This window comes from Pseudomonas sp. TH15, from assembly GCF_016651105.1.
GTDB lineage: Bacteria > Pseudomonadota > Gammaproteobacteria > Pseudomonadales > Pseudomonadaceae > Aquipseudomonas.
Map to the genome: position 1 here is coordinate 4,739,521 of NZ_JAEKEL010000001.1, position 14,323 is coordinate 4,753,843.

Here is a 14,323-nt window from a genome sequence, read left to right on the forward strand (position 1 = left end):
TTTTGCCAGTAGGCGTAAGACCGCCTCGCCCTACATCCGTCACGGCTCCAGTTATCGTGTTATCTGCGCCAACGCATGAATGACATCCGCAGCAATCTTTTCAGCAGCGCCCTCCCCGTCAATCCGCAATACCGCAGCCCGTTGCTGCGCAATCCACGCCTCATGCCACGCTCGGTTGCGGCCTGAAAAGTCTGGATCGTCATACTGCGAAGCCCATTCGCGGAAGGCCACATGGATCTCATGCATGTCACCGCCGGGTGCAATCCGATCACCGAAGCGCGCCTTTTCGCGGGCAGCCAGGCGTTCAAGGCGTACGGGCGTGGGTGTCACCACGAACACAATCAGATCAACCGCAGTGATTAGCGCCTCTCCCCAGCCCATACAAGAACCGGTCAGCAGCCAATCGTTGTCACCGAGGTTTTCCTGGATCATCGACACACGCTCACCGACAGGCCGTTTGGTGGTGAACGGAGGATTGGTGGGCATCCAGAAGAAATCGTCGACGTCGACGTGTCGTACGTCGAGCAGACGGGCGAGGTTTTGACCCAACGTGGTCACCCCCGCACACGAAGCACCTGTGATGAAAATTCGCACCGTTTCCTCCATGAATACACATCTGTTTCGAGGTCGGCAGGATATCCGATATTCCCCCTGACAAATCGATCCGCCGATGATGATCAGGCGATTCGCGCTCGACGACGGGCCAACATGCCTTGCAAATACCCTGAACCCAATACGATCGCCACCAGCACCAACAGGATCAATCCCCAATCCGCAGGGCTCGGATGTTGGCCAAGGATAACCATCGAACTGAAGATGCCAAACACCGGTATCAGCAGCGACAGCGGTGCCACGCGCGAGATCGGGTATTCGCGCAGCAGCAGGTTCCAGCCCCAGTAACTGAAGTGCGTGGCGGCATACACCTGGAACGCGAGTGAAAACAGGGTCATCGCATTGAGTTGCGCAGGCAGCGCAATGAAGGGCGCCGAGCCGTGCAGTGACCATGTCAGCAGCATCAGTGGGATGGGCGGAAACAGGCTGGCCCACACCACGAACGCGAAGATCTCGCGCACCTTCGACACTTTGATGATGACGTTGCCGACGCTCCAGGCCATTGCGCTGCCAATCACCAACGCCAGCCCTGCCCTCGACGCATCACCCGGGCTGCACAATACGATGCCCAGCAACCCGGCGGCAGCCAACAGCGCGCCGATCAATTGTGGCCGCCCGAGGCGCTCGCCGAAAAAATCACGCCCCAGCCCAAGGTAAAAAATGCGCTGCACTGGATCAGCAGTGACGCCGTGCCAGGCGGCACTCCCCACGCGATGCCCTGATTGATCAACGCCCACATTGCAACGCCAAATATTATCCCGTAAGCAGCCAGCCATCGAAACGCTACCCGTGGGCGCTCCACGAAAAACACCCAGGGCAAAGCAGCCAGCGCGAAGCGCAACGCGGTGAGCAACAACGGATCGATGTCCGCCAGGCCCAGCTTGGTCACGGGGAAATTCAATCCCCACACCGCGGTGACCAGGATCGCGAGTAGAAGGTGTTTCTTTTGCATGATCAATCGTTCCCGACGCCGAGCGAAAGTGCTCGTATCGAGACAAATATGCAAGTAATCGTGATGGCCCGCTTTCAGTCACAGGCCATTTTTCATTAGAATCGGGCCATGCGAACAATGACCGGTCATCCTTACCAGAACACAGCACGCGATGCGGTCGTGACCGCCGTTGATTACGCGGACGGCACGTTGTTCCCGCTGCACGATCATCAGCGGGGTCAGTTCGCCTATGCCGCCAGTGGCGTCATCACGGTATTCACCGATGACGGCAACTGGGTCGTTCCGCCCCAGCGCGGTATTTGGGTGCCCGCGCAACTTCCTCACTCCATGCAGATGCGTGGGCCGGTCACCCTGCACAACACCTACATCCGTAAACAAGCGGCGAAAAAACTTGGGCTGTCGGCGCAATGTCAGGTCTTGGAAGTGTCACCGTTGCTGCAGCATCTGCTGATGAAAGCCATCGACGTTCCCGCGCGGTATTCCACTCAAGGGCGCGACGGTCATTTGATGAGTTTGCTGCTGCACGAAATCGCCGCGATGCCCGCGCTGTCGCTCAATGCGCCGCTGCCGACGGAGCCGCGTCTGGCGTTGGTGTGTCGCGAGTTTCTGAATCAGCCTTCGCTGGAGGTGGGTATCGATGACATGGCCGAACGTGCGGGAATGAGTCGACGTACCTTTACCCGGCATTTTCGACTGCACACTGGGATCAGCTTTATCGAATGGCGACAACAGGCATGTCTGCTCGCAGCGGTGGTGATGCTGGGCAAAGGTCATTCGGTCACTCAAGTTGCGATGGCGTTGGGGTATAGCAGTTCTAGCGCGTTTGCTACGGTGTTCAAGCAAACACTGGGGGAAGTACCGAGTCGGTATGTCGTCGAACAGCGTGTTTAAATTTTAAAAGATCGCAGCCTTCGGCAGCTCCTAAATTTGGAGTGCGAATACCTGTAGGAGCTGCCGAAGGCTGCGATCTTTTGATCTTGTAATCCCACGCCCCTCAAACGCGCAAATGCCTGTTGTCCGCCGCCCTCCTGCGCAGCAGATTGATCACTAACAGAACGCAGGCCACCATCCCCTGCGAACCGCACAAAAACCCGAACAGACCCGTACGAAATATCACCCAGGCCATCATCCCCATCAACAGCGTCAGCATCAGTCCGAACACTGTCCATGGCAGATGACGCACCGCAGGAATGTCTTCCAGCCCGTCAGCAAAAATGCTCCAGCACGCCCATTGTGAATACAGCGACGCAACCAGCAGCAGCAAGCCCCACTCGGCACCCGCCAGCGTTTGCGAAGTCAGCAGCCCCGTCAGCAAGCCGAGTACATAGCAGAGGATAAAGCCGATCGTCGCGCTGGCGGGCACAGTGTAGGCAGGCAACGCGAGGCCGATCTGGATCAGCTTGAGAACTTGCAATCGAGTGATCACGTCGTGCACTCCTGGCGAGTCGCAATGGCCGAATCCGCTGGCCGACCGAGTGACTATAGATCAGCCGTAGAACCTCGTAGGGCCGCGCTCAGACCGCCTTACACGTCAGCCAGGCGCCCCAGAAAAGACTACTGAAAAACCGTGTCGCCTGACCAAACCCGGTGTCATCCAGCAACTGCTGAACCGCCGCCTCGGAGTGCGGAGGATCGGCGCCCTGCAGAATCTTCCCCAGCTTGGCTTGCACCTCCTGCGCACTCGCGCCCTGCTGCCGCCAGCGCTGCGCCCAGGCCTCTAGCAACAATGGTTGGCTGGCGTAGGCGTAATGATTGCCCGCCACAATCAATGGCGCGCCCGGCTTAAGCCGAGCCTGAACCGCACGCAGGATTTGTTGCTTGGCAGCATCGCCCGGCAGGTGATGGAGCACACCGATCAAAGTCGCTGCATCAAAGGATTCATCCTCTGGCAGATCCTCGACCTGTCCCAGATGCACCTGAGTTCTGTGTAACAGATCGTTAGCCTGTAATTGCTGCGTCGCGGCCTCCAACATGGGCGCGGAAGGATCGACTGCGGTGAACGTCCAACCCGGCTCCAGCGCGCCCATCGCAATGATCTCCTGCGCCGTACCGCCCGCGCCAACCACCAGCACCTTGGCCGATCGAGACTGGCCGAGGCTGGCGGCCAACATGCACGCGGCCAGATCGTGACAAGCGTCATAACCGGCCAGGGCGATGCGACTTTGCTGGGCGTATTCGTTGGCGCGGGCGGTGTCGAATTTTTTTGCAGAGGTCGATTGCATGGCGTTGCTCCTCGTTATGCGAGCAACTTACGCCGTGGATAGCGTTAAGAAAAATTCATTAATTTTATGCGCTGCATTCCTCTGAGGAATGCGCTGTTCGGTTAAACTCCGCAGCCTGCTGACACCGCATCCAGAGGTAATGCTAAGTGATGAACCGCTATATCGTCTTTCACGAGAGGATGGCCGTGGATTTAGGCCATGCGCGTTTACTGGTCGGCCAGACACTTCGCGCGCTGATGCACGACCAGTATTACTTCAACGGTGAACCGAACTCGCAAGATGTTGGTTCACTGCTGTGGCAGTTTGGCGAAGATCAAACCCTTGCGATGTACCTGCTCAGTGATGGCGAAAGCGTCGGTGCCGATCAAGCGGAGCTGCAATTGCCGGCATCTTTTCGCATTGAAGAAGATGGCGAGTGTTCGTGGCGGCGGGAAAATTTGCTGGCCGAATTATCCAGCCTCGCAGTGGCAGGCAAGCTCATCACACAGGTTCAAGGCGTTATCGACAAGTGGCCGGATCAGCACAGCCGGCTGGTCGCTTTCAAAATCACGTTCGAGACCGGCGACTACTTGATCTATCTGAACCGTGGGGATGATGCCGTTGTGCTGATCAACGAAATGCCCCCGGAGGTGGTGGGTGTCGACACACGACTTGAAGTAATTGTTTAAGGATTTTCGGTTGGTGTTTGAAGTACACAGCGCGTAACGCCATGAAGGCTAAAACGTCCTGCGCCAATGCAGACATCGGTACTGAATCGTTGCGGTCAACGCGTGTAGAAGATCAACTCCGGCCAGATTTCATGCCATCTCTTGGATTGAACCCGGTCAAGGAACAGCGCGTATTTTTCAGTGCTGAATCGCTCGGTTGGCCGTACCACCAACGAGAACAGATCCTCCAGACCCAGCGGTGCCGACACTTCTATTTCGTCGTTACGACCCAGCCTGACGCCCACCGCCGTGGCGGTTTCCGGCCAATAGATCATCGCATCGGTAGCCGATTGATAGGCCGCATCGGCGTTGCGCTGATGCATGCGTGCCTGATTCTTCACCGACCAGTTCACTCCGCTACAAAGTCGCGACAACTCGCCTTCCAATGCTGAATCCGCTTCCTTGCCAACACGCGCCGCGTCGAACCAGATGACATCGATATCCTCGGGCAACGTTGAAACCTTGCGCTGATGAAGGTGATCCCAGACCAGACTTCGCACAAAACCTGCCGAGACCCAGCAGTCTGGCAAATCAAGGCCACGTACCATCTGCAGAACCTGCATCCGCACCCGATCTTGAGCGAGCAGAGCCTTTAGCTGCGCTTCGTGGTTCATACGGCGCCTTTCATTATCCATGGCTGTGCAGCGTCAATGGCTGAGGTCACACGCTGTCATTCTCAGCTTTGCCAAACAAGCTTTGCTACTCTGCCGCATCCACTTCATCAGGACAAACGGCAGATGGAAATTGCCCCGCAGTTTATTGTTCATGAAACCGACCACTGGGTTATCAACCACCATCAAGCGAGCGCCCTCCCCGGGTATCTGATGCTTGGTTCCAAGCTCGAAACATCTTCATTGGCTGACTTATCGACTGAAGCCTTGGCTGAAATGGGTGGCCTGCTCGCCAGGACCCAGCAGCTCATGGAGCAGCTATTGAGCCCCAGGCATCTCTACATTGGCCGCTTTGGTCATCAACCGGGCTGGCCCATTCACTTCCATTTCATGCCGGTCTATCACTGGGTCGAAGACTTGTTCTGGAAGGACGAGCGCTATCGGCAACTGGCAAATTTTGCATACGCTGAAAACGCCCTCGCGGCGACTGACGGTGCCGAGCTGACGCTGTTTATCTGGAGAGAGTTTGGGGAAAACCCGACACCTCCAGAGACGCCGGGGCTGTCGGTCGAAGAAGTGATCACCCAACTACGTAATGCGTTCCGGTGATCAAAAATCGCGGTTCGATGCGCTGTCCTTACTTAGATGAAATGGCATCTCTCCCTAATTTCAAAGTGTTCGAGAGCGCCGCACGCTTGGGCAGTCTGGCGGCGGCTGCGCTTGAGTTGCACGTCAGCGTCGGTGCGGTCGCATCGCTGACGACCGTCATTGTTTAACATTTTTTGCGTTGTGTTTAAGGACACCTGACGTTACGTCCGAAAGGCTACATCGTCTTGCGCCTTTGCCTACAACTACGCCAGAATCCGCCGGCTTGTGCGTCTGGGGGCTGCTCGGTAACTTTGTCCGCATCACTGATGGTCAGTGATCGGGTTTAGTAGCCCGCGGTATTAGAAGATGCACAAGTGACTGTCAAACAGGTATTTCCATGCCTGTACTTGATGGTGGCTGTGCGCAGGGCGTCCTTGGGCGCGCCGGCTTTCTTCTTTTCCCCGGTCTACTAACCTGCGTACAGCCGCCACCCCCTTGTTAGTAGCAAGGAGTGGCGGCATCACTCAGGAAAAAGAAGATCATGTTCAAGGCAACACCTAATCCTCCGGACACAGATCCGGCCTCTCCGTACGAATCACTCGATTCCAGAAAAATGCACGACGCGGCTGAACGCGCACTCGATCACTATCTCAATCCCGCTGACACGATCATGGCTGCGCCGTATCAAGCGAGCACGATGTTTCTGGTTAATCCGGAAACAGATACCGAGTCATTGCTGGTCAACGCCTGCGAATCGCTGGCCTCGGCCTCCATTATGCTGGGGGATGTCGCGGGGTTGGTGGATGGACCGATTCGCAAGACATTGCTGGGTATTGCGCAGGTTGTGATGCTTGGGGAGTTGGCGGTGAATCGGGCTTTGGACAGGGTTGAAATTACAGAGTAGGTCCATACCGTCCAGTGGCGATTTGGCCGTCGCCACTGAACGATTAGATTTTGAATGCTTGTTAATGGCTGTTTTCGGCCAGAAGCAGACATTCAGCATGGTTACGTTTTCTCCCGATAGTGAATGCCAACTGCAAGCGACCGCATTTCCAAATGCCATTCGAAATTTCCATTTATGCCTAAACAGTCCTTTCTCCTCTGCTTGTGCACTATCACCGATTTCCTTCGCTTCGCCCCAGTTTTCAGGGACTTTAAATATTACAAATACGTCCTGATTTTTTGAAAGCCTTCCCCCGCTTTCTATAGTGAGTACGCAGGTCACAACGCGAAACGTTGTTTTCTCCCGGCGAACGCCAGGGAAATCACTATGAAAAAGGAGCTTCACAATGTCTCAATCCGATATCTGGTCCGGCACAGTCGATGCAAAGCTGGAGAGCGGCACAAAGACAGGTTTCAAGGTCAAGAAGGGAGACGTGATTACGATTATCGGCTCGGGATGGGTAGAACGTGGCTCAGGAAGGGCCTACGGTCCTCAAGGGGATGAGAGTCTCGTTGGTTCGTACAAGCCTGCCGGGTTGGTCTATCCGGATGGACTTGTCGGTGCGCTCCTGATGAAAATCGGTGATGACTATCTCACCCCGATCAATAACGGAGTGTTCCGCTGGACAGTACCGACCGACGGAGAGCTCACCTTTCTCATCAATGATCTGGCGGGCGATTACGGGAACAACAGCGGCTCATTCAACGTCAGCGTCGAGAAGAAAACGATCAACACCGAGCCGACAGCCGATGTGCTCAAATATGGCGACAAAGTCCGCTTTCTCAACGGTTATGCCAATTGGAACGGCGGCTATCTCTCTGTGTATGACAGTTCCAAAGAGGTGGGTGCCAAGTACAATGTTGTGTCCGTTCTATCACCTGAAAAAGAAGGCCCCATCGACACCTGGTTGATCGGATCCGCAACGGGTAAGCCAGACGGTGACAGGGTGCGCTCCGGGGATACCATCAGGCTATTGAATCTGTACGGAGACGGCCCGGGATACAGCGACAAAAACGGTGGCGGCTACCTCGACACGAACAATCACGCCGCTGCACCTGAGCTTTACAATGTCTCTACTGCGGAAAAAGCGAACCGCGGCGTTGAAAAAACCGGCCAAAAAACTCTCGATTGGGTCGTCATATACGGTGCTGTCGGCTCACAGATCCATATCGGGGACCCGGTCAGCCTCCGGAACGAATACAACAATTCTCAAGGTGGATACCTAGATACCTGTAATCACTTCGCAGGAAGAAAGACCCTTGGTTATCACGTCTACACAAACCGCTCGCCGAACAGGGCCGGTGTCGGCACCGGAAGCTGGAAAGTCCTGAGGGCTATCACCTCGGGTCCCAACGCTCGATAGACAATGCTCTTGTTTCCGAGAGTCGGGATTGCAACGCCCTGTCAGAAGGGCTGACTCAAACGGCCCCTTGGTTACAAGGGGTCAACTCACCTAGCGATGCTACCTATGGTCAAATCTATCAAAAATAGAGCGTATCGCACGCCCGCTTCTGGCCGATAGCGGCCATTCACAAACGCCTTTTCCCCTCCAAGACAGCTCTCTTATAGAAACTTTTCCGCTTCACTGCATCCATCCCCGCACCTGCTCCGTAAATTCATCACCCTCACTCGAGGGTCGAAGAGTTCAGGAGGTGCATCATAGACACGTTCATCAAACGCATTGCCCTTACCTGCCTCACAGTGCCGAGCCTTGGCGCTGGACTCGTTTCGCCGCCGATACAGTGATGGTCGGTAGTGCCGCCATCTATCCGACGTAAACCATCGTCGAAAACGCCGTCAACTCTAAGGATCACAAGACGCTCGTTGCCGCAATCAAGGTTGCCGGACTGGTTGATATGCTCAACAGTAAAGGCCCATTTACCCTTCGCCCCTACCAATAAGGCCTTCGCCAAACTGCCCGCCGGGACTGTCGATACGCTGGTAAAACCGGAACACAAGGCAGACCTGACGAAGATCCTGACCTACCACGTTGTCGCCGGCACCCACACCGCCCAAGCAGTTGATGGATGACGCGAAAGTGCACAGCGGCGAAGTGATGCTGAAAACCGTTCAGGGCGAATCGGTGACCGTCATGTTGCACGATGCCAAGTTGTGGCTGGAGGACGCCAACGGAGGCAGGCTGCAATCACTATCGCTGACGTCATGCAGTCCAACGGCGTGATTCATGTCATCGATACGGTGCTGATGCCGAATTGACTTCTAACGGCCTCGGCGGACGCTCTTCAGAGCGCTCGCCATGGGTTGGAAGTGGCCCAGCAAACGCGATATATCGTTTGAATGACATCCGCGCTCAAACCACAACCTGAAGTAGCCAGGGCGCAAAGCCCTGGCAGGCAGCAGAGACTACTTTTTCTTCTTCGCCGGCTTTTCGGCCTTCTCTGATTTCTCGGATTTCTTGGCCTTTTCGGGCTTGCTATCAGCTTTCTTAGCAGACTTCTTCGGTTCGGCGTCTTTCTTCTTGTCTTTCTTATCCTTGTCGGAGGATTTCGAAAGAGCCGAAGCCGCCGCAGCCTTCTTCGTCGGTGATGACTTCTTGTCTTTCAGTTCCTTACTGGCTTTGGAAGCTTCACCTTTGCTTTTCTTGTCGTCTTTAGCCACGTTGACCACCTCTCGGAGCATGCCGGTATTGGCAGATCGCCTGTGGAATTATCCATGGGCTAATCATTAGGTGAGCGTGCCCGGGAGCGGTTCAAATTCTTTTGCTGCGTTTTGACGTGAGTGCGTCGTTCGGAGATGAATGACTGACTTCGACGCTTTCGCCGCCGAATGCCAGCACCTAGCCCTACGCCAGCCGCTTCTGCCAATCGCCACTATGGCTGCTCCGGCACTCTTGCTCCGAGTCGAAGCGGACATTGCGATCGTTAAGCTCCAACTCGATACCAGCCTCGTTCAACGCGATAGCCGTCAGCTCAAAGATCCGCACTTTCGCCTCAATTTGGGCGAGCTGTCTGTCGGCCAGCGTTTCAAACACCCAGATTACTTTCAGGGTTTGAGCCACTGCATTCAGGTCACCCATGTGGGTAAGCCAGGTAAAGCCTTTGATTTCACCTTTTGCTGTTTCACACGCTTCGGTCAGCGTGGTGATCAGCAGGCGCTCCAACCGCGCCAGTTCACGTTTGCCTGCAGGCATTGCAAGTTCCTTCCAAAGATCAACAAGGGAAGCGGCATCCCGGGTTTTCTGATCGAGGAGTATACCGACGATATCCCTCATCAACGTTGATGCCCGCGAGCTGAACACTGCCCTCCCGGCCAACCTGCTAATCTCTCCCCGATGAAAACCGCCATCATCTCCGACACCCACGGACTCCTCCGCCCCGAGGCGCTCACCGCGATCCAGGGCGTTGAGCTCATCCTCCACGCCGGCGACATCGGCAGTCCCGAGATCCTCAGCCAATTGGCGCAAATCGCCCCGGTCCACGCCGTTCGCGGCAATAACGACCTGGATCTGCCGTGGGCCGCCGATATCCCCGACCACCTCACTCTGAACCTGAATGGCTGGCCAACCCTTCTAATTCACGACATCGCAGACGTCCCCGCCCTCCTCGACAGCCACACACGACTGATCATCACCGGCCATTCCCACAAGCCCTTGATCGAATGGCGTGGTGATCGGCTTTACCTGAACCCGGGCAGCGCTGGGCGCCGTCGTTTCAAACTCCCGGTCACCCTCGCTTTGCTCGACGTGGGCGCTGATGTTCTGCAACCGCAACTGATCCATCTTCTGCCCTGAAACTTTCCGCCCCCATCACTTCACGAACTCACAGGATGGATCTGCTCTCGCCCCAGCGCCTTCGCCATGATGATCGTGCGCTCCGCCTGATGGTATTCATCCCGGACTTTCTTGAAGCCCAGCGCTGCGTAGAAGCCTTCGGCGGTAATCGACGAGGGCACGCGTAGCAGGTCGATACCTGCGCTCAGGGCGACTGTTTGAAGCTGCTCCATGAGATGTCTGCCGACAGCCAGCCCTTGATGACGGGGATCGACAAACACGCTGCGAACAACGTCGTGATCAAGGCTCGCTGTTGCGACGATATGACCGTCGAGCGTAGTCACGAAGACCTGACGCCGGGCCAACAAGTCCAGAACCGCTCGCGGTGAGAAACTTTGCTCCACCTGATCAATGATGTCGGATGAGTAGTCCAGCGCGTTGGACTCGCGAAGGGTATGGATGATGGTCCGGCTGATCGCCGAAGCATCTGCCGGTGTCGCGGTGCGAATCAGGTAATCCATGCTGATAGGTCCTCCCAATCATTGGCCAGACGAGTGCCGCACAGACAAACGACAGCCATTACGCCGGTTTAGTCTACAAACGCGACACCACCGTTGAGCCCAGGCTCTGGCTGATATAGAACACTTTGGCAGCTTTTGCCGCCATTGCTCATTCCGTACCTGCCGTGAAACTTTTCCGCCCCATCGGGCCTGATCACCTAACCTCTTAGATTGTGTGTTAATCGAGAGTCGGCCTGCCCCATGCGCAACACCTTGAAGTCGTTGTTTCTTATCGTATTCATGCTGCTCGCCAGCGGCAGTCCATCGCTATGGGCCGCTGATCTGCCGGCGCCTGCCGCGACCGCTGCCGCCCCGCTCCCGGTGATCTCGCAAAGTGACTTGCAGGCCCTGCAACAACGCCTCGACGGGCTCAAACAGCAAATCTCCTCCGCGAACAATTACAACCAGCTCGAAGGCCCGCAGGATCGGGTGCAGGCATTTATTCTGGACGTCGATAAGTTGTCGGCAGCGTTGTTACCGCAGCAGGCGCAATTGACTGTGCAATTGAGCGTGTTGGGCGCGGCGCCAGATACGGACATAGCGGCCGAGCAGGCGGATATCGTCGCGCAGCGAGCGGCGCTGACGGAGCAGAAAAACAAGGTCGATGGCACACTGAAGAGTCTCGCGGCGTTGAAGCAGAGCGCGGCGGATCTGATCACGCAGATCGCCGGTATTCGCCGCACATTATTGGAGAGCGAACTGACCTTGGGCACCGACAGTGTGCTCAGCCCGGACTTCTGGTCGCCATTGGTCAGCCCTTCGCCGGATGATCGCAAGCGCTTGCAGTTTTTCATCGAGCAGATCGGTGAAACCTGGGCCACGGTGTGGGCGCCGGGGCAGCATTTTTACACGGTAGTGCTGGTGCTGCTGGCGCTGGTTATCTGGACGGTCGGGCGGCGGTTGGCCGAGCGTGGGCTGACGTGGATTTGCATTCATCGTATGCCTGAAGGCCGTTTGCGCCGCAGTGCGCTGGCGTTTGCCTCGGCTCTGGCGACAATCGCGACCACCGCCCTCGCCCTGCATGTGCTGTTCTACGCCCTTACCCGTCACGCGCCGTTGACGCCAGTGTTGTCGACGTTTTCCGAGGAGTTCGAGAAGGTCGTCTATGCGTGCGTGCTGATCACCGGACTGAGTCGTGCGTTGCTGTCGACTCAACATCCGTCGTGGCGGTTGCCGGCCATTGCCGATCCGGTGGCGCAAGCGTTGAAGCCGTTTCCACGCATTCTGTCCTGCACCTTGCTGTTGTTGGTGACGCTGGTACAGGTCAGCAATGCCACGGGCATGAGCAGTCAGATTGTGCTGGCCGGACGCGGCGTCATTGCCATTGTGGTGCTGGCGATTGTGCTGACGATGCTGTTGCGCGTCGGTAAGGTGCGCAAGGCGATGATCGCCGCCAATGACGCGGCGGCAGCGGGCAGTACCTTCGCCGGGGTGGTTTACACCGTCGCCAGTTTGTCGATGTTGGTGGCGGCGTTGGCACTGCTCACGGGTTACGTGTCGCTGGCGCGGTTCATCACCTATGAAATGGTGTGGGCGTACATCGTGCTGTCGGGATTCTATCTGCTGATCCAGGTGGTGAAGGACGGCTGCGAGCATGCGTTTTCGCCCAAACATGCGAGCGGCAAAGCACTCAAGCAGTTGTTGGGAGTTGAAGATCGACGGCTCGATCAGTTCTCGATTCTGCTGTCCGGTTTCAGTCGCGCCGCCCTGTTGTTGCTCGCGGTGATCGCGTTGTTCGTCGGTGGCATCGGCACCACGCTCGGGCAACTGGCGACCAACATCATGGCAATCCTCGGTGGTGCCGGGTTGCGCAAATTCAACATCGTCCCGGCGCATTTGCTCAACGCGGTGCTGGCGCTGTTGATCGGGATCTGGCTGATCCGCGCTCTGAGCCGCTGGCTCGACAATGAGTTCCTGCCGAAAACCGACATGGACCCGGGCATGTGCGCGTCGCTGAGCACGCTGTTTTCCAACCTCGGCTACGCGGTTGTGATTCTGCTGACGCTGTCGTCGCTGGGCGTGCAGTGGACCAACCTGGCGTGGATCGTCAGTGCGCTGTCGGTGGGGATCGGTTTTGGTTTGCAGGAGATCGTCAAGAACTTCGTCTCGGGCCTGATTCTGCTGACTGAGCGACCAGTGAAGGTCGGCGACTTGATCAGCATCAGCGGCGTCGAGGGTGACATCCGCCGGATCAACGTGCGCGCCACGGAAATCCAGCTCAGCGACCGCTCGATCGTGATCGTGCCGAACTCGCAACTGATCTCGCAGAACCTGCGCAACGTCACCCTCGGCGGCAGCGCTCAAGGGGTGGCGTCGCTCGAGTTGATGTTCCCGCTGGATATTGATCCTGAGGAGGTCAAGGAACTGTTGCTGGGCACCTACCGCGAGAACGAGACCGTCCTCGACAAACCGGCGCCGTTTGTGCGCTTCAGCAAGCTGTCGCCGGACGGGATTACCTTGACGGTGACGGGCTACGTTAGCAGCCCACGGATTGTCGGGGGGACCAAAAGTGATCTGTTGTTCGAGATCCTCAAACGCCTGGGCGCGGCGGGGATTGCGTTAGCCAATCCAACGGCGACAACTTAGCCCCTCATCGAGTGCCAAATAGCGTAGGAGCAAGGCTTGCCCGCGAAGGCGCCGATTCAGTCAACCATGTGTTTGACTGGACTGACGCCTTCGCGGGCAAGCCTTGCTCCTACGGTGAATGGTTGTTTATTTTTTATGTGTTTCTTATTCCATAATTCAACTAATGCACCATTTTTTAATCTTTTATTGCTATTAGCCTCTACCTCTACAATCGGCTGCATCTGCAATCACTTTGTATAAGGACGTTACATGCAAAAAAGTCTGTTAACGGTAACCCTGTTCCTCGCCCTCGCCGGTTGTGCCAGCCCTCCTCCTGCGTCCGTTCACACTCATGATCCCGTCAGTTCAACATTGCAAGGCGATGCCTCGCGCCCGGCGCAGGCGCAATGGCTGCGCACCGAGCTGTACTTCTCGGTGGGATCGATTGATGGCAAGGAAGGCGCGGTCAGCCCGGCACGCTGGCGCGAGTTTCTCGACAAGGAAGTCACGTCGCGGTTTCCCGATGGTTTCACGGTGCTCGATGCTTACGGGCAGTGGAGCGATCATGGCGCGAAGGAGCCTGAGCGCTTGAGCACCAAAGTCATTGTGATCCTGCATGAGAACAGCCCCAAGAATGCGGGCAACATCGAGGCGATTCGACTCGCGTACAAACGTATTACCGGCGACCTCTCCGTCCTGCGTCTGTCGCAACCGGCGGAGGTGTCGTTTTAAGAGCCCTCACCCTAACCCTCTCCCAGAGGGAGAAGGAACTGATTGGGGGATATTGCGGAATTGCGCCGACTTGAACGTGCTTTGCCGAATCCATAATCGGC

At 56.7% G+C, this 14,323-nt stretch carries 16 protein-coding genes and 2 pseudogenes; 9 read left to right on the forward strand and 9 right to left on the reverse strand.

Annotated elements, in window-relative coordinates:
- Nucleotides 1-51: 51 nt before the first annotated feature.
- Nucleotides 52-594, reverse strand: a complete 543-nt coding sequence (locus JFT87_RS21370; protein ID WP_201204362.1) for an adenylate kinase — start codon at nucleotides 592-594, stop codon at nucleotides 52-54.
- Between the two features lie 83 nt (nucleotides 595-677).
- Nucleotides 678-1,564, reverse strand: a pseudogene (locus tag JFT87_RS21375) (EamA family transporter).
- A gap of 108 nt (nucleotides 1,565-1,672) precedes the next feature.
- On the opposite strand from JFT87_RS21375, the gene JFT87_RS21380 reads away from it, so the two are divergent.
- On the forward strand, nucleotides 1,673-2,455 hold the full coding sequence (locus tag JFT87_RS21380) for an AraC family transcriptional regulator (protein ID WP_201204363.1): 783 nt from the start codon (nucleotides 1,673-1,675) through the stop codon (nucleotides 2,453-2,455).
- A gap of 103 nt (nucleotides 2,456-2,558) precedes the next feature.
- Here the strand turns inward: JFT87_RS21380 and JFT87_RS21385 are convergent, their stop codons facing one another.
- Together JFT87_RS21385 and JFT87_RS21390 are read right to left on the reverse strand one after the other, a co-directional pair.
- Nucleotides 2,559-2,999, reverse strand: coding sequence for a hypothetical protein (locus tag JFT87_RS21385; RefSeq protein ID WP_342367190.1), 441 nt, complete (start codon nucleotides 2,997-2,999; stop codon nucleotides 2,559-2,561).
- A 79-nt stretch (nucleotides 3,000-3,078) separates the two neighbouring features.
- A complete protein-coding gene (locus JFT87_RS21390) occupies nucleotides 3,079-3,786 on the reverse strand; it encodes a class I SAM-dependent methyltransferase (RefSeq protein ID WP_201204364.1) in 708 nt (235 codons plus the stop codon).
- A gap of 149 nt (nucleotides 3,787-3,935) precedes the next feature.
- Here JFT87_RS21390 and JFT87_RS21395 point away from each other — a divergent pair, with 149 nt between their 5' ends.
- Nucleotides 3,936-4,454 (forward strand): hypothetical protein, encoded by a 519-nt coding sequence (locus JFT87_RS21395; RefSeq protein WP_242487289.1) that lies wholly within the window; start codon nucleotides 3,936-3,938, stop codon nucleotides 4,452-4,454.
- Between the two features lie 95 nt (nucleotides 4,455-4,549).
- Here the strand turns inward: JFT87_RS21395 and JFT87_RS21400 are convergent, their stop codons facing one another.
- Complete coding sequence (locus JFT87_RS21400) at nucleotides 4,550-5,107, reverse strand: nucleotidyltransferase family protein (RefSeq protein WP_201204366.1); 558 nt, start codon at nucleotides 5,105-5,107, stop codon at nucleotides 4,550-4,552.
- A 123-nt stretch (nucleotides 5,108-5,230) separates the two neighbouring features.
- Between JFT87_RS21400 and JFT87_RS21405 the strand changes: the two genes are divergently transcribed.
- From JFT87_RS21405 to JFT87_RS28895, 4 genes and pseudogenes are all read left to right on the forward strand, one after another.
- Entirely contained in the window at nucleotides 5,231-5,713 is a 483-nt protein-coding gene (locus JFT87_RS21405; RefSeq protein WP_201204367.1) for an HIT family protein, read from the forward strand.
- Nucleotides 5,714-6,233: 520 nt separating this feature from the next.
- Complete coding sequence (locus JFT87_RS21410) at nucleotides 6,234-6,596, forward strand: DUF6124 family protein (RefSeq protein ID WP_201204369.1); 363 nt, start codon at nucleotides 6,234-6,236, stop codon at nucleotides 6,594-6,596.
- A gap of 385 nt (nucleotides 6,597-6,981) precedes the next feature.
- Nucleotides 6,982-7,998, forward strand: a complete 1,017-nt coding sequence (locus tag JFT87_RS21415) for a LecA/PA-IL family lectin (RefSeq protein ID WP_201204371.1) — start codon at nucleotides 6,982-6,984, stop codon at nucleotides 7,996-7,998.
- Nucleotides 7,999-8,390: 392 nt separating this feature from the next.
- Nucleotides 8,391-8,852 (forward strand): annotated as a pseudogene (locus JFT87_RS28895) (fasciclin domain-containing protein).
- Nucleotides 8,853-8,999: 147 nt separating this feature from the next.
- On the opposite strand, the gene JFT87_RS21425 reads toward JFT87_RS28895, so the two are convergent.
- Together JFT87_RS21425 and JFT87_RS21430 are read right to left on the reverse strand one after the other, a co-directional pair.
- On the reverse strand, nucleotides 9,000-9,263 hold the full coding sequence (locus JFT87_RS21425) for a hypothetical protein (protein WP_178117018.1): 264 nt from the start codon (nucleotides 9,261-9,263) through the stop codon (nucleotides 9,000-9,002).
- A gap of 175 nt (nucleotides 9,264-9,438) precedes the next feature.
- Nucleotides 9,439-9,786, reverse strand: a complete 348-nt coding sequence (locus tag JFT87_RS21430) for a hypothetical protein (RefSeq protein ID WP_201205308.1) — start codon at nucleotides 9,784-9,786, stop codon at nucleotides 9,439-9,441.
- A 141-nt stretch (nucleotides 9,787-9,927) separates the two neighbouring features.
- Here JFT87_RS21430 and JFT87_RS21435 point away from each other — a divergent pair, with 141 nt between their 5' ends.
- Nucleotides 9,928-10,386 carry a metallophosphoesterase family protein gene (locus tag JFT87_RS21435; RefSeq protein ID WP_201204373.1) on the forward strand — a complete coding sequence of 153 codons (459 nt, stop codon included), beginning with the start codon at nucleotides 9,928-9,930 and terminating at the stop codon, nucleotides 10,384-10,386.
- 20 nt (nucleotides 10,387-10,406) lie between these two features.
- Here JFT87_RS21435 and JFT87_RS21440 read toward each other — a convergent pair whose 3' ends face one another.
- Nucleotides 10,407-10,886 carry a GNAT family N-acetyltransferase gene (locus JFT87_RS21440; RefSeq protein WP_201204374.1) on the reverse strand — a complete coding sequence of 160 codons (480 nt, stop codon included), beginning with the start codon at nucleotides 10,884-10,886 and terminating at the stop codon, nucleotides 10,407-10,409.
- A gap of 240 nt (nucleotides 10,887-11,126) precedes the next feature.
- Here JFT87_RS21440 and JFT87_RS21445 point away from each other — a divergent pair, with 240 nt between their 5' ends.
- Nucleotides 11,127-13,511: a DUF3772 domain-containing protein gene (locus JFT87_RS21445; protein ID WP_201204376.1), complete on the forward strand. Its 2,385-nt coding sequence runs from the start codon at nucleotides 11,127-11,129 to the stop codon at nucleotides 13,509-13,511.
- Nucleotides 13,512-13,567: 56 nt separating this feature from the next.
- Here JFT87_RS21445 and JFT87_RS21450 read toward each other — a convergent pair whose 3' ends face one another.
- The gene (locus JFT87_RS21450) at nucleotides 13,568-13,732 is read right to left on the reverse strand and encodes a hypothetical protein (RefSeq protein WP_201204378.1); all 165 of its coding nucleotides are present in this window, start codon (nucleotides 13,730-13,732) and stop codon (nucleotides 13,568-13,570) included.
- Between the two features lie 28 nt (nucleotides 13,733-13,760).
- Between JFT87_RS21450 and JFT87_RS21455 the strand changes: the two genes are divergently transcribed.
- Nucleotides 13,761-14,222 (forward strand): DUF3574 domain-containing protein, encoded by a 462-nt coding sequence (locus JFT87_RS21455; RefSeq protein WP_201204380.1) that lies wholly within the window; start codon nucleotides 13,761-13,763, stop codon nucleotides 14,220-14,222.
- Nucleotides 14,223-14,323: the final 101 nt, after the last annotated feature.

Bases quoted from the DNA above. Each gene is read 5' to 3' on its own strand.
- JFT87_RS21380 (WP_201204363.1), top strand. From the start codon at position 1,673: ATGCGAACAATGACCGGTCATCCTTACCAGAACACAGCACGCGATGCG.
- JFT87_RS21390 (WP_201204364.1), bottom strand. From the start codon at position 3,786: ATGCAATCGACCTCTGCAAAAAAATTCGACACCGCCCGCGCCAACGAA.
- JFT87_RS21395 (WP_242487289.1), top strand. From the start codon at position 3,936: ATGAACCGCTATATCGTCTTTCACGAGAGGATGGCCGTGGATTTAGGC.
- JFT87_RS21400 (WP_201204366.1), bottom strand. From the start codon at position 5,107: ATGAACCACGAAGCGCAGCTAAAGGCTCTGCTCGCTCAAGATCGGGTG.
- JFT87_RS21405 (WP_201204367.1), top strand. From the start codon at position 5,231: ATGGAAATTGCCCCGCAGTTTATTGTTCATGAAACCGACCACTGGGTT.
- JFT87_RS21410 (WP_201204369.1), top strand. From the start codon at position 6,234: ATGTTCAAGGCAACACCTAATCCTCCGGACACAGATCCGGCCTCTCCG.
- JFT87_RS21415 (WP_201204371.1), top strand. From the start codon at position 6,982: ATGTCTCAATCCGATATCTGGTCCGGCACAGTCGATGCAAAGCTGGAG.
- JFT87_RS21430 (WP_201205308.1), bottom strand. From the start codon at position 9,786: ATGCCTGCAGGCAAACGTGAACTGGCGCGGTTGGAGCGCCTGCTGATC.
- JFT87_RS21435 (WP_201204373.1), top strand. From the start codon at position 9,928: ATGAAAACCGCCATCATCTCCGACACCCACGGACTCCTCCGCCCCGAG.
- JFT87_RS21440 (WP_201204374.1), bottom strand. From the start codon at position 10,886: ATGGATTACCTGATTCGCACCGCGACACCGGCAGATGCTTCGGCGATC.
- JFT87_RS21445 (WP_201204376.1), top strand. From the start codon at position 11,127: ATGCGCAACACCTTGAAGTCGTTGTTTCTTATCGTATTCATGCTGCTC.
- JFT87_RS21450 (WP_201204378.1), bottom strand. From the start codon at position 13,732: ATGCAGCCGATTGTAGAGGTAGAGGCTAATAGCAATAAAAGATTAAAA.
- JFT87_RS21455 (WP_201204380.1), top strand. From the start codon at position 13,761: ATGCAAAAAAGTCTGTTAACGGTAACCCTGTTCCTCGCCCTCGCCGGT.